The sequence below is a fragment of the Chitinophaga filiformis genome (assembly GCF_900102545.1).
Taxonomy (GTDB): domain Bacteria; phylum Bacteroidota; class Bacteroidia; order Chitinophagales; family Chitinophagaceae; genus Chitinophaga; species Chitinophaga filiformis.
The window spans coordinates 453,802-468,672 of sequence record NZ_FNBN01000006.1 but is presented as its reverse complement, the minus strand read 5'-3'; the positions used below and the strand labels follow the sequence as shown (position 1 = coordinate 468,672).

The 14,871-nt window shown below is 46.4% G+C and carries 12 protein-coding genes; 6 read left to right on the top strand and 6 right to left on the bottom strand.

What is annotated here, in order from left to right:
* Positions 1-107: 107 nt before the first annotated feature.
* On the top strand, positions 108-2,747 hold the full coding sequence (locus tag BLR32_RS24205) for a non-ribosomal peptide synthetase (RefSeq protein ID WP_089835424.1): 2,640 nt from the start codon (positions 108-110) through the stop codon (positions 2,745-2,747).
* A gap of 15 nt (positions 2,748-2,762) precedes the next feature.
* Positions 2,763-3,653, top strand: a complete 891-nt coding sequence (bla, locus tag BLR32_RS24200) for a class A beta-lactamase, subclass A2 (RefSeq protein WP_089835423.1) — start codon at positions 2,763-2,765, stop codon at positions 3,651-3,653.
* On the opposite strand, the gene BLR32_RS24195 is transcribed toward bla, so the two are convergent.
* On the bottom strand, positions 3,646-6,768 hold the full coding sequence (locus BLR32_RS24195; RefSeq protein WP_089835422.1) for a lantibiotic dehydratase: 3,123 nt from the start codon (positions 6,766-6,768) through the stop codon (positions 3,646-3,648). The genes bla and BLR32_RS24195 overlap by 8 nt on opposite strands.
* 233 nt (positions 6,769-7,001) lie before the next feature.
* On the opposite strand from BLR32_RS24195, the gene BLR32_RS34130 reads away from it, so the two are divergent.
* From BLR32_RS34130 to BLR32_RS24185, 4 genes are all read left to right on the top strand, one after another.
* The gene (locus BLR32_RS34130) at positions 7,002-7,160 is read left to right on the top strand and encodes a hypothetical protein (RefSeq protein ID WP_176842416.1); all 159 of its coding nucleotides are present in this window, start codon (positions 7,002-7,004) and stop codon (positions 7,158-7,160) included.
* A 38-nt stretch (positions 7,161-7,198) separates the two neighbouring features.
* Positions 7,199-7,387: a hypothetical protein gene (locus BLR32_RS34125; protein ID WP_176842415.1), complete on the top strand. Its 189-nt coding sequence runs from the start codon at positions 7,199-7,201 to the stop codon at positions 7,385-7,387.
* A 61-nt stretch (positions 7,388-7,448) separates the two neighbouring features.
* Positions 7,449-8,663, top strand: a complete 1,215-nt coding sequence (locus BLR32_RS24190) for a lanthionine synthetase C family protein (RefSeq protein ID WP_176842414.1) — start codon at positions 7,449-7,451, stop codon at positions 8,661-8,663.
* Positions 8,664-8,755: 92 nt separating this feature from the next.
* The gene (locus BLR32_RS24185) at positions 8,756-9,382 is read left to right on the top strand and encodes a LuxR C-terminal-related transcriptional regulator (protein ID WP_089835420.1); all 627 of its coding nucleotides are present in this window, start codon (positions 8,756-8,758) and stop codon (positions 9,380-9,382) included.
* Here the strand turns inward: BLR32_RS24185 and BLR32_RS24180 are convergent, their stop codons facing one another.
* From BLR32_RS24180 to BLR32_RS24160, 5 genes are all read right to left on the bottom strand, one after another.
* Positions 9,383-10,498 carry a hypothetical protein gene (locus tag BLR32_RS24180; RefSeq protein ID WP_089835419.1) on the bottom strand — a complete coding sequence of 372 codons (1,116 nt, stop codon included), beginning with the start codon at positions 10,496-10,498 and terminating at the stop codon, positions 9,383-9,385.
* Between the two features lie 82 nt (positions 10,499-10,580).
* Positions 10,581-11,078, bottom strand: coding sequence for a hypothetical protein (locus BLR32_RS24175; protein ID WP_089835418.1), 498 nt, complete (start codon positions 11,076-11,078; stop codon positions 10,581-10,583).
* A complete protein-coding gene (locus tag BLR32_RS24170; RefSeq protein ID WP_089835417.1) occupies positions 11,059-12,333 on the bottom strand; it encodes a condensation domain-containing protein in 1,275 nt (424 codons plus the stop codon). The genes BLR32_RS24175 and BLR32_RS24170 overlap by 20 nt, the downstream gene beginning before the upstream one ends.
* A 7-nt stretch (positions 12,334-12,340) precedes the next feature.
* Positions 12,341-13,654 carry a condensation domain-containing protein gene (locus BLR32_RS24165; RefSeq protein ID WP_089835416.1) on the bottom strand — a complete coding sequence of 438 codons (1,314 nt, stop codon included), beginning with the start codon at positions 13,652-13,654 and terminating at the stop codon, positions 12,341-12,343.
* 16 nt (positions 13,655-13,670) lie between these two features.
* Positions 13,671-14,870, bottom strand: a complete 1,200-nt coding sequence (locus tag BLR32_RS24160; protein ID WP_089835415.1) for a glycosyltransferase — start codon at positions 14,868-14,870, stop codon at positions 13,671-13,673.
* Position 14,871: the final 1 nt, after the last annotated feature.

The window sequence follows — 14,871 nt, the reverse complement described above, 5'->3', positions numbered from 1 at the left end:
CTAATTGCAACAGTATAGGATAGAGATATGTTTTTTCTACATATTGAACCAAATTCTGTTTTTCCTTGTTTGAAGAATATAATCAGTACTACTATATCTGAAGGCCTATGTGGGATAGACAAGAGAAAATTGATCCCATACTCATATCGGATTACCATCGCAATTCAAATCCACTGGAGTTATGTTCTTTACCAGAACTCATCCATGAAAAAGCGTTATTGTACCCCGATAAGATAGCTTTACGCTTCAGGGATCACGTATTAACTTATCATAAATTAAATAATTCCGTTAATCAATTTACCAGGCTGCTGGCCGAATACGGGATCAAACAAGGATGCATCGTTGGGCTTGCAGTAGACCGTTCTCCTGAAATGGTCGTTGTCATGCTGGCGATTATTAAATCGGGAGCCGCCTATGTACCTCTGGATCCTGAATATCCTCAGGCTCGAATTGAATTCATGCTGGAAGATACCGGGGCCGGTTTTCTGATTACGGAAGAAAAATACGGCAGCAGGTTTCAATATAAGGGTAGAATGATCCTGATACAGGACCTCATCAGACAGGTATCACAGTATCTCATTACAGCCCCCGAGATAAGCGTCGATATGGATAGCCTCGTGTATGTGTTATACACTTCCGGCTCAACAGGAAAGCCCAAGGGCGCACAGATTACCCAGCGGGGATTAGTGAACTTCCTGGTAGAAATGCAACGGAAACCTGGCCTGGATAAAAATGACCGGGTACTTGCCCTTACTACTATTTCCTTTGATATTTCAGGTCTTGAATTATATCTCCCGTTGATCACAGGGGCAGAGATCATACTGACTGATGCACAGACCTCAAAGGACACGCGCTTACTGATGGAGATTGTCAAAACACAGCGGGTGACAGTCATGCAGGCTACACCGGCTACCTGGAGGATGATGCTGGAATCATGGGATGAGAGACTGCCGATAAAAGTTTTAATCGGCGGAGAAGCATTATCAAAGAAGCTGGCGGAAAGACTCCTGGAGAAATGCGACTCTTTATGGAATATGTATGGCCCTACAGAAACCACCGTATGGGCAACATTCAAGCGGATACATGCCGATGATGAGATCATTACCGTTGGGCGCCCTATAGGGAATATGTACGTTTATATTCTGGATAGCCAGTTAAGACCGGTACCTGATGGTACGGTAGGCGAGATTTTTATGGGAGGAGTAGGAGTGGGAAAGGGCTACCTCAACAGACCGGAATTAACTGCACAACTCTTTATGGATGATCCGTTCTCCGATATGCCGGGTGCACGGATGTATAAAACGGGTGACCTCGGCCGGATCGTTAATGGAGGAGAGATCCAGTGCCTGGGTCGAATAGACCACCAGGTAAAGATCAGGGGATACCGGATTGAACTGGGAGAGATCGAACATGCGCTCAGTAAACAAAAAGGAATAAAAGACGTCGTAGTCTTACCTAAAGACGAACGTCTGGTAGCCTATGTGGTACTGGAAAACGGTAATAGAGCCAAATTTGCTGAATGGCAGAAGGTATTAAGAACAACCCTGCCGGAGTATATGATCCCCAGCAACTTCGTAACCCTGCCGGGCTTTCCTCTTTCCCCTAATGGGAAAGTAGACAGGAATGCCCTCGAAGCTATCAGGCAGGAAATGGAAAAGGCGAACAGAGTATATATCGCTCCCCGGACAGAACAGGAACAGCTGATCGCTGATATATGGAGCGATCTCTTAGAGATAGACCAGGTAGGTATCAGAGATGATTTCTTTGAACTCGGAGGTACCTCTATAGTTGCCATGCAGATCATGGCCCGGCTGGAAAGGGAAACCGGTAAACGCCTGCCGCTGGCTGGATTGTTTACAGCCAACACGGTGGAAAAGCTGGCAAAGCAACTGGAACTTGATGAGCTGTCTATTTCCTGGGACCTGTTAGTACCTGTAAAACCTACAGGTAACAAACCACCGATCTTCATTGTGAACGGGCTCGACATGAACGTGCTCCTGTTCAACAACATTGCCCGTAACGTAGACCCTGACCAGCCGGTATATGGCTTTCAGTCCAAAGGACTGAACGGGGTAGACGAGCCATTTGAGACGCTTGAGGATATGGCCGCCGAGTATATTGCCGCATTGCTGGAAAAAGACTTTGGCGATACATATGCCCTGGCCGGTTATTCATACGGGGGCATTGTCGCTTTTGAAATGGCCAGGCAACTACAGGCCATGGGCAAGCAGGTGAAAATGCTGGCGATGTTTGACACCTATGCTTATAACCGGGGCCATTTTGAAACGGGATTGCCCAGGTATATCAGGAAGGTAAAACGGCAGTTCCCCAAATTATTGTTTGTAACCGGTTCACTGATGCGGCAACCAATGGAAACCATCCGTTATCAACAAGATTTTTTCAAGCGTAAGTATAATGAGTTCGCTGTATATATGGGACTACAACCCCCTCCAGCTATTGATAGTGCAGAAGACAAGATCAATGCAAAATATGAAGCGGCCTATCGCAAGTACCATATGCAACCTTCCAATGCCTGTTTAATTGATCTGTTCCGGGTAGATACACGGTTATATTTCCTCGATGATCCTATTTATCTGGGATGGAAACCGTATGCCCTGAAAGGCCTCGAGGTGCATAACGTACAGGGAAATCATAAGACATTTCTGATGCCTCCCAATGATAAAGATTTTGCTATCTTGCTGCAGCGATTGCTCGACAAGCGCATGAAACCGGATGCCGATACATAAAGCACAATAACCCAAATGAAGAATCGTATTTTATCCGGCAGTGTAGTACTGCCTTTTTTACTGTTTACTCTTCAAAGCACCGCACAAAAACACGCCGACAGAAAAAAGATCCACGACATAGCACTGACCGTCCATGGGCATGTGGGAATGGCAATGATGTCGCTGGAAGATGGAGATACCATTACCCTCAATGGGAAGGACCATTTTCCTATGCAGAGTGTCTTCAAACTGCCATTGGCCATCGCTGTACTCGATCAGGTAGATAAGGGCAAACTTGCCCTCAACCAGGTCATCCATATTCGTAAAGAAGATTTGCTGCCTGGTATGTGGAGCCCTATCCGTGAGAAATTCCCGGAAGGTACTGATATGAAGCTGAGCGATATCCTGGCATATACAGTATCCCAGAGTGATAATAGCGGCTGTGATCTGTTATTCCGCCTCGTAGGAGGTACGGCCTATGTGGATAAGTATATTCATAGCCTTGGTATAGACAATATTGCCATTAAGGCAACGGAAGAGCAGGCATCAAAAGCATGGGAAGTACAATATACCAACTGGTCGTCACCAATAGCCATGTTACAGTTATTGAAAGGAGTGCATACCGGTAAGTATCTGTCGAAAGCCAGTAATGAATTTCTCCTGAAGCTCATGACAGAGACTACCACAGGTCCTAAAAGAATGAAAGGGCTACTCCCTGAAAACGCTGTGGTAGCACATAAAACAGGTACTTCCGATACCAATGCAGCCGGCCTTACCGCTGCTACCAATGACGTAGGTATCGTAACCTTACCTAACGGGAAGCACTATGCTATCGCTGTCTTCGTCAGTGATACCAGGGCTGATACAGCCACGCGGGAAGGCGTCATTGCACAGCTGACGCGCTTATTCTGGGACAATGCTAAATAAGCTGTTTCTTCTGCATCGCCAGTCTGGACTCGTAATATTTATTCAGGAAATGATAAATAACCAATTCCTGTTTCCTTTGGTTGGATAACAACATCCTGTTAAGGAACATGTGAATATAACTGCCCATAAGGTCATCCCATCTTTCAACAGGTGCATCATGAATCGCCTGCCGGATGCGGGATGACCTTATTGCTAACAATGCAATGGCGTCCTCTATTTCATTGTTCCCATCCTGATCGGGATCCAGGAAACTGCTGATCTGACGCATATACTTGCGGTAACTGCTGTTTAACTGGGTTTGTAATGCCTGACCGCCGCCAAATTCCTGGAAGAAATGATATTGTAGTCTTTTCAGGAAAGCAGATTTCCCCTGTAATGAATAGCCGAAATCCTGTAATAACATCTCCACTCCCCGTACAGCCAGCAGCCATCTGTAGTTTTCACCTTCTTCTCCTTCCAGCAGATCAATACAGCCGATTACAGCCTCACTGTCATAACAGAAAAGACGCTCACTCCATTCCATTGTACTGGCGCCATACCGCTCTATCTCACGGGCATAAGTATCCGTTTGTATCTTGTGAATAAGCCCGGGATCTATTTCCTGGGAGATGATACGGTAAAGTTCAGAGAGTACAGTCTGCCAGAAGTGTTTGTCAGTGGCATGGTGGAAACGTACCCTGATATGATCATCGGGATCTGTATAGCGGATGAAGAACCATTGATCTATAATGCCTTTTTCACTAAGATCTTCTACAAGTGGTTTGATCACTGTTTTCAGGACCTTTTCCGTTGTATTGATGCCTGCATATATTTTTACGTATAGCCATTCACTGCCTGGTGCAAAATGCCGTTGTGGGAGGGTGGATACAGTTGCCGGTACCAGGGCTTTCGTCAGTTTCTCCGTACCGCTCTTAAAAGGAATGATCAATTCGTTTGTGAATCGTCCTCCTGGCCCCGTGATCCAGCATTGTTCCGGCGTTTGCAATATCTCCTGTAAAGTGATCTGCTCTTTTTTAAGCAGTGTGCTTACCAGCAGATGTACACAACACTCATTATCCAGGTCAATAAACAGCTCGTTATCTCCCTCCGCAATAGACAGGTACCTGGGTAAACGCAAGGACTGCCTGATGTCCTGGAATAATCTGAAATGCTCCTGTACACCTGCCTGTTTTACCAGTAACGGATAGTCTTTCTGATGCAGAGTCCAGGTACATTTTTGCAGGATAAATTTTTTATACCGTACCCGTGGCAGAAAAGGCGCTTCCATAGGGAGATTCCATTGCCAGCCGGTAGCACTATGTAGTTGCTGAAATTGCAGGTCGCACAGGAACTTATACATCGGCAGACTACCCGTACTAAAGTTATGTGCAGTGCTCAGGCGGGGAATCACTCTTTTATTGAATTTACGTGATCGCAAAACGACCATATTGTTTTCTATTCTTACCATCAGATCAGTTACCGGTAGCTGATGATCTGATGCAACGCTGCCATGGCCAAGGTATACAATCTCGTAGTCTCTTAATTGTGGCCGCAACAGGATGTTACCCGTTCTTGCTTCCGGCAGGTGAATGATCTCCGCATAGATCACATCCGGATGCTGTTGTGCTTCTTCTGCAAGACATTCCTGTACTTTTTCTTTCAGCAGGTCATCACCATGACAGAACCGTCCCAGTAAATTAGCGGCAGAAGGTCCTCCGCAGGAGCTGAAATCAAACAGATAATCTCCATTGTCTACCGCCTCTGCGCTTTCACTTACAATACTTCCCATCACATAAAAGCTATCCGGAATGGGTTTGGCATCAGCAGTGGAGAGACTATCTATATCTGCATCGGTTAATGTTATTTCCATCTGTTGCTGTTGCAGGCATTCCATATACCGCTTCAGCTGGAATTGCCGCATGTTATTCCAGGAGATAGTGTCCGGACTGGCATTGCTTTTTATGACAATATCATCCAGCAGAGGGGCATAGGCGGAATAATGACTGGTATAAGCGCCATAGCCGATACCGGTTTCTGTATCCAGCGCAATGGCCAGCGGTATTTCCTGTTCCTCATATCGCTCGCGGAAACTCTTCATGAAGTTTTGCAGATCACCGGTCCGTTCCGGCGCCGGCAACTTCCATAAAGCGGTCACCTGTTCCTGAATTTCTGTAATTACCTGCTGGCCGATGGTATTAGTTGAAGTGGCGAGAAAAAGGTCCGTCTGCACCAGGTCTTTATTGTTGGTATCCGGCAGCAATTGTTTAACAAGGGCATGCGTTTGCAGGTATTTGTCAATGCCGGTGGCAGGCATGCCGAGTAGCCGTTGAATAGCAGACAAGGTATCGTGAATTCCCTCTGTTTGTTGCAGCGTCTTCAGCCTCCTGACCAGTATATGAAAGAATTCCTCACCTGTGATGGTTGGTTCCAGCTCACTGATAAGGAGTTGGCTTTCTATCAGTTCCAGTATGAAATCCCGGGCTTCCTCAGGGGAGATCTCCTCACCGGTAAGATATGCACAGAGTTCCCCGATAGTAGCTCCTGTAGTAGCTTTTTCCAACACCTGCTCCAGGTAGGTAGAGTAGTTGACAGCAGTAAGGTCATACTGCCGGAATTTGTTTTTAATGGTGAATGCAGCATAGCGGTAAGTATCTCCCGTTCTGTAAACAGAGTTGTTCGGGAAATAATGCAGCTGTTCCTGTACCTCCGGTATCAGGGCAATCTTTTCTGCCAGTTCCGCTACATAGTTCATATCCAGCCGGCAGTATTTCCGGTGTTTTGAGAATTCCTCCAGGTGAATAGCTGTAGCCTTATCGAATGCGCCCGTTGCACAACCGGCAAACAGGCCATATGGCGTACAGCGGGTACTCATTCGGAGCAGATATCTGAAGAGGGAAAGCACCAGCTTATTAACGTCCTTTTCTCCCTTCAATAATCCCTGTTGCCATTTCCGTAACTCATTGCTCAATTCCGGCGACGCGATATAGATAGCTTCCGCCAGATAAGGGGCTGTAAATGTTTGTTTAATCTCGTCTGCCAGCGTAGCATATGGAAGCTGTAAAAAGCGGGTTAAAAAATCTACCGGCAACAGGGGAGACCTAAGCAGGTAAAAGTCTTTATTGGTAATCATAGTCATGCAAATACAGATAAAAAGATAACCCTTATACCTGCATCTGCAGCTCCCCTTAAAAGGTGATATTTCATTTACTGGAAAAAAAGATCAGAAAATCCCCTTTTCCAGTGATGAGGTGAAGCAGGCTTTATCCTTATCTTTAAGAATGATGAAAACCGTGCCCTCATTCCCATATTTAAAACCTGACCGCTAAAGGATATCATTCATTTCTTAATATTTAAAACCACTTGTTAACTATGAAAAAAGCGTCAAGCCGCAAGCTTACCCTTGGCAAGATCAAGATTGCCAAACTGAGCACCACAAAACAGGAAGTTGCTAACCAGCAGGCTCTTGCTCCTACCTACACTGGTTGCAGCCTTTTTAAATGTCCTCCTCCACAGGATGGCAGAAACTAAGTACAGCAGTTTATTCAAAATCTAAAACCGCATTTTTTATGAAAAAGAAAACAGAAAAGAAACTGGATCTTGGCAAGATCAGGATCGCAAGTTTAAACCGTGCCAAACAGGATATGAATAACGGTCTAGTAGCAGTTCCTACTACCACTATCCTTTCCTTCAAAGTTTGTACGGATGACATCAGTCAGGGCGCGCCTATTTGCAGCGTTGACTCTTGCCGATTCTAAATTGACATGGTGCGGCATCGCTGTGGTTGTTGGCCGCACCATGTTTTTCTATCAGATGAATATGGATGATAAAAAGACCGCCGGAAAAATATTACAGGAGATCAGTCTATCCCTTGACTCCTTTACAAAAGAAACAGCTTTCCCCGGCTTATTGGGAGGTTATACGGGCGCTGCCTTATTCTTCGCTTACTACTATCAGCTTACAGGAAAAAAGAAATACCTGCAGAAGGTACACCAGCTACTGGAAAGAAGTGTGCAGGACATGGGCGAAACAGCCCTGCCACTCTCTCACTGTAGTGGCATTGCCGGTATGGTATGGAATATTCAGCATCTTATCAAAGCCGGCTTTGTGAATGAAGATGGTATGGATGATGTTTTTGAAGAGGTGGATGAAGTACTGGGACAACAGATGCTCAATGCACTGCAGGAAGGGCAACACGATTTCCTGCACCAGGGATTGGGTATCGCCCTGTATTTCCTGGAAAGAGACCCACATCCACAGGCAAAGCATTACCTGACAGCGTTGGTATCAACCCTGGAGTCTACAGCCGTAAAAACAGCAGATGGTATCAGCTGGCAGGATCACCTGACCGGACTGGGAGGAAGGCCAGCAGGAGAGGTTACCTTCAATATGGGCCTTGCCCACGGCGTTCCCGCCATTATCTCCATCCTGGCTATGATCCATCATAAAGGAATCGCACCCGCACACACCAGTGACCTGATCCGCAAAGGCATTTCCTGGATACTAAAAGCAGAAAACAGTCCGGAGGAAGGACTGACAGCACTATATCCAGTGCTGACGGATGTCAGTCATCAACCTTTGACAGGGAAACAGAGTCGCCTGGGATGGTGTTATGGAGATCTGGGAATTGCCACAATGCTGTTGAATGCCGGTGTCTCATTGCAGGACAACACTTATCAGGAGAAAGCCTTACAAATTTTTCATCATACACTGTCGCACCGCAACAGCAAAAACAGCAACGTACATGATGCCTGCCTTTGTCATGGGAGTGCAGGCATAGCACATATCTACAGGCGCGCCTGGCTACAGACAAAAGACCCCTCTTTATTAACAGGCGCAACATATTGGTTACAAGAAACTTTTCAAATGAATACACATAAGGATGCCCCTGCAGGCTTCCGGTTTTATGGAAAAGACGCCTATGAAAACAGTTACGGCATCCTGGAAGGAGTAGCCGGTATCGGCCTTGCCCTGATGGCCGCCATTGATGAGGATACTGATCCGTTATGGGACCGTTGTATATTGTTATGTTGATATTTTCGTTATATTACATGGAATGCCGAAAACCTGCTGTAAGTAGCTTGTAGCCCGTTGCTGCCCACATTGGCATCTTAAATTGGATACCCATGATCCGCCTGTATTTCGTAAACAACCACCCGTTGATCCTGGAAGGTCTACGCTCACTTCTTGGTTCCGAACATGATATGCTATTAACAGGGCATGCCCGGAGTGGCGGCGCCTGTCTCAGATTTCTACTGCACAATTCTGTTGATATTGTCATTATAGATACCTGTCTGCCAGACATAGACAGCATTGAACTATGCGCCAACATCCGGATGGAATACCCAACAGTATCTGTACTGGTGCTGAGTTCCTGCAGGGATGAAAGGTATATCGCTGAACTGCTGCAATGCGGCGCCAGCGGTTATATTCTGAACACTGCCGACAAGGACGAATTATTATATGCTATTCACACCGTATACTCAGGTGATATTTATCTCTCTCCCGCTGTCAAACAGTCCATGAGCAGCGAACGGATAGGCATACAAAAAAATTTCCCTCCTCTTACGAGAAGGGAAAAAGAAGTTTTATGTCTGATCTCAGAAGGAAATACGAATGTTGAAATTGCAGAGAAGTTATTTATCAGTGCAGATACTGTGAACACTCACCGGAAAAAATTACTGGCCAAACTGGAAGTAAAGAATACCGCGATGCTGATCAAGTATGCTGTTGACAACAAACTGCTGGTGTGATCAATTGCTTTTGAATGCAATTTTATCTACCACTACTGCCAGCTTTTTCATAGCAGAAGCATCAGTTTTTACTTTCTTATCGCCGGTTACCTGGTCGTATAGTTTGGGATCACTCGAGTTGTTGGCTTTAAAGGCGATGTTCACACCTTTACCTGCGAAGGCGCCGCCTTCCCAGTCAGCCACTTCACCACCGTTCTCCCATTCAAAACCATGGATGCGGAAATCCCGGCCGTTTACTTTTACTACCTTATCCAGTGGATCACCTACCTTGATACCGAATGGAGGTTTCCATTTGGAGTTTTCTTTAGTGAAGAAAACGCTGGTGCCTTTCTCTCCATCAAATTGCACGATCATTTCATTGTCAGTATCCGGGAATACATAATAGGCAGTACCGATATCATTTCCCTGAAAATCCTGTGCCTGGCGTGCTTCCACATGCTCTTTACCATACAGGGCATACAGCTGATCGGGCTGGCGCAGTTTGAAGATCTGTCTTACATCCCAGTTGAAATTGTCTGCTGCTGGAGAAGCCGGTGCTGCCGGCGTTGTTGGAGTAGCACCCGGTTCTGCCGGAACAGCTGTGGAAGCAGTCGTTTCACTATTGGAGCTGGAAGTAGTGGTGTTATTCGGATCGGAGGTAGTAGCATTGTTCTCCGCTACTGCCGGCGTTATCTGCAGCGGTGGCAGGGTAGCAGGAATAGCGCCGGTGGTATAGAGGCTGGATTTTTCTTCCAGCAGCTCTTTGGTCTCTCCCTTGAATTTATTCACCGCATAAGTAGCCAGTGGGAATACACTATTGCTCTGCAGATTCATGGCACGCAGGTGGGCGATGAATTGCTGCCTGTTGGCATTACTGTACTGGTAAATGAATTTCAGGGCGGCATCCAGCGCAGCAGGATCTTTTTGAAGCTCAGTCATCGTTTTATCGATATCCAGTCCGGCAGCTCCGCTTCTTGACATCTGCTCTGTCACAAAAACGATAAGGGAATCGTTCCTTACCTCGTAGCGCTTGGCGAACTTGTTGGAAAAATCTTCTGCGAGCTTATCTTCCAGTTTTGTCTGCGCATGTATCGCGAGGGGTAAGAGGAATGCTAATATTGCAATGATGCGTTTCATGCATGGTCGTTTTAGTAATGGGAATTGTCCTTCCTAACAATCAGGCAATTACCATGACTAAATTATGTAATATTCCTGATTGTTAGTGCGGATACAGCTTTTTTACCTTGTGGATCGGCTGAAGGGTAAAGAAGATCGCCATACCCCCGGCCAGCACTCCTGAGAGAACCGACAGCAGTATACCATTAAAGCTGTAATTCTCGGGTAAACAGGCATGTATACCAAGCATAGCGGCTAACGTCAGAAACAGGGTGATTATTGCGTTCAGGGACGCTGTTTTTAGCATGAAACGGATCTTGACCTTTTTAGGCGGGGGAGAAGTGACCAGCTGTTCCTTCTCCAATAGCGTAGTGGTTTTGTTTAATATGTCAATGGTGATACACAAAGGCAGCAGCAGAGCCATGGGCAGAAAGAATCTTGCCACCGGATGCTCTCCCCGGAACAGGTAAACGGTATTGAGGTCATCAAAACCGAAATAAGGCACCAGTGCATTAATAATCACATTGGTAGTGAAATAAAAAAGCACCTGGCGCTGCGTAAACTTCTTTAAAATACTATTGCTATTGATGGACTGGTTCATGAACAGGGTTTATAGGCAGTAACTCCTGCATTTTCCGGACAATAGCCCGGGCTTTCGTTTCTTCCAGGAAGCTCTCGCAGGAAATAAAAGAAAAGTCTGTCTGTCCCCTGAAGGTGCTGATCACCAGTGTGTTGGCGTTCCTCCATGGGAAAGCCGCACTGGGGCTGTAGAGCGTTTCCAGTTCAAAGGTTTCATACTGGTCCGGGATATCCAGTTTGCCCATATTGGACAACGTAACATCATGTGTACCATCGGTCTTTTTCAGAAAATCAACCATCCGGGTAGCGGCTGTATGAAAATATTCACTGGTCAGCAGGAGTTTTCGTACATCCATCTTCTCTATGGCCTTAGTCAGGTCTGTTTTCAGTTGACGGGCCTTTGTCCAGAAGTCGGTGGTTATATTGCTCATACTCAGTTCGGCAATAGGTGCAAAGGCAAACAGCTGGTCCTGTTTTATTTCCGGAATAAACCGGCGGATGTCTACAGGACAGATCACCTTACCATGGGATGCGGCTCCCATCACATGGCGATGGGCCTCCATAAAGGCGAGGGAGAAAGCGGCATGCAGGGAGGTGTTTTCTATTTTACAGATAGTAATTAAGTCCGTCGTAGCCGTCTTATCCAGCTTCCAGCGTATCATATAATGTTTGCCCTGCACAGGTTGCGGTCCCTTTGTCTTTAAGGCTAATACCAGGCCTGCCACCTTCGACAGCAACCATAATTTCAGTTTTAGCTTCCAGTTGGAGGATAAAGCATCCGGGATAAAATTGTGAATAGACTCAAAAGAAGGGTAGGGGATTAATACTGTTTCGGGTTTGTCCAGCACCTGCAACAATTCGCGCATCAGCGTAAGAATGGAAGTACCATCGCAGATGCAATGCGGAAGTACTAACAGCAATTCAGACACCTCATCTGAACGTAGCCATATCACTCTTGCCAACGGTCCTTTACGTACATCAAAGGTGCGGTGCCATTCAGTGGCAGATACGGCCTGCCAGTGATCATCATCCTGTCGTTCAACGATCTGCACAGGAATAGGGGGGATCTTGATATCTGATACAAAATAGGGCCTGCCATGCTCGTCTTCCCTGATCACAACGCCCAGCAGGGGATGTTTTTGCTGTATCTTCCCCAGGGCATATATCAGACCTTCCAGGGTAAGGACGCCGCGTATCCTGGCCGTGAAAATACAGTTTACGGTGGCTGCGGCATCTACATACATGATCCGTTCGCCCAGTATTAATTTTCTATTCATAAGATGGTTAAATAATTGATGATAATGCCGGCGCGGGCGCTGCTACATGTAGGTCTTCCAATAGTAATTTCATTGCCAGCTCTTTAATGGCCAGTGCATCCCGGTGATCCAGGACAGCATGGTTAGACACAAATGAAAAGTCAATCTGGCCTTTATAGGTTGATGTAATGATTGTTGTCGGATTAGCAAACGGCCCTACAACAGTAGGACTGAAAATAGTATCCACTTCAAAAGAATGGTATTTATCGCGCACATCCAGTTTGCCCATATTGGAAAACATCAGGTCATACACTGGTTTCCCGTATGTCAGGAATTTCCGCATATGTTTAATGCCGCCATGTGCATGTTCAAAAGGCAGCATAAAATCATATGGATCCATTTTTGAAATCTTCTCTGAGGAAATGGCCTGCAACTGTTGCACCCTTTCCCAGAAAGCGATAGCAGGATCGTTATTGATAGAGAGTTCCAATGAAAGTCCGAAAGAAAAGATCACATCTTTCTTTATCTCCGGGATGAACTTCCGGATATCCACGGGGCAGGTGATCTTGTTCATAGCCTTTTCTCCTCTCACTAGTTGAAAGGCCTGCAGGAAAGCAACACAAAGCGCTGTATTAACAGTCACCATCTGCATGCTACAATGTTGGAACAGGGCGGATGATGTCTGCTGGTCCAGCTTCCAGTGTACGAGGTAGTCGTCTTCCCGGCTGACAGGCTGTTTGTTACGTGTAGAAGTGAAAGCAGATAACAGGGTCAGTACGCCTCGTATGAACGCTCCTTTCAGTTTTGCTTTCAATACCTGGCGGGTACCTGTCAGGATGTGCTTTGGCACAATATCTTCCAGGGTGGTAAAAGTTTGATGGATACCAATATCATAATCAGGATCATCCAGTACCGCCAGTATTTCCCTGACCAGCATAAGCCCTCCTCCTCCGTCGCACATGCAGTGATGAAATGCCAGCAGTAGTTCTGATTGCTGGCTACCTTTTAACCATACCATCCGGATCAGCGGACCGTTGGGAATATCAAAAACAGAAGCCCAGGCAGCTTTTGTTTCCTGTTGCCAGTCCTCAGCTGTAATGCGGTCTTTAATGCTCAGTGGGATAGCACGATAGACTTCAGGAATAGTGAAATAAGGCGTGCCTTTTTTATCCTGCACAATGCCTGCCCGCAGTAGCGGATGTTTGGCCTGTACCTTCGATAGTGCATTATATAGGCTTTCTGGCGCCAGCGTACCATTGATCCTGACCACAAATACGCCGTTGAAAGGCGTAGCACCATCTCCCAGCATTATCCTTTCGGGAAGGAGTAGTTTACGTTTCATTACAGAGAATAATTTGTTAAACAGATAAAGTGCGCGTTCTTTCCTGTGCAAATGTTTCCAATAGCTCTACTGCTTTGTCATTACCTCCGGCCTGTATGAATGTGTTGCGTATATGTTGTGCCGCCTGTTTGTATTTCGGGTTATTCAGTACTTCCCACATAGCTGTCTTCAGGTCAGGCACGCGCAGGCGTTTATATCTTAACTTGATACCACAACCTGCATTTTCTATAAGAGAGGCTGTGTGGAAATGGTCATAGGCGATAGGCGTGATCAACATCGGCAGTCCGTTCAGGAAGGCGTCATTCACTGTATTAAAGCCCCCATGACAGATCACCGCATTCATTTCCGGCATCAACTGTGATTGTGGTACAAAACCCTGTACAATGAAGTTGTCCGGCCATTCGGGAAAGATAGCCGGATCAGTAGCTGCTACAATCGTGAGCGGTTCACCTGCAAAGGCATCTATCAGTTTCTGGAAGAATTCCTTGCGGATATCTACCAGCAGAGTGCCCAGTGATACAAATACTTTAGGCGATGTAGCACGGGAAAGCCTGTCCCAGTCAAAAGGTGTGTTATTCGGACGGCCCTTCACAGGACCTACAAATTTCAAATGTGGCAACGGATCTTTACTGCCTGCAAATTCTGCTGAAGTGAAGACCATATTCATCTCCCTGGAATGGATCACATATTCATCTGTATAGACGCCCAGTTCATACTGGAGGTTCCTGATGAGGTTATGCTGCCATTCAAAGATCTTCGGCGACTGCATGGCATCTCCGGTAACGTCTGGTGGCACCGGGGTGGTGGTCACACAGGGAATATCTTTCAGGTGGGCGCAGATAGCACCTGCAAAGGTGATACAGTCACTGACAATAACGTCCGGTCTGAATTCATCCGCTATCCTGGATACACCTGGCAGCATATAGCGCGCAAAGGGAATATAAGTGCCTTCAAGCGCCAGCTTTAATGTTTCCACACCCGACAGGTTAGGGCCATCGTCCTGCATTCTCAGGATTGTCTGTATAGCTGGCTGATATTCCGCCAGCTCAGCATGGGGAACAATAAATCGTCCGCCGGCAGGAATATGTTCTGCTGCCAGCTCTTTCAGACCGACCCATATCACCTCATGGCCTTTTGCCAGTAAACTGCCTCCTACGCTCAGGGTGGGGCTAATGTGCCCAAAGAATGGCGGCACAACGAACATAAATTTAGACATG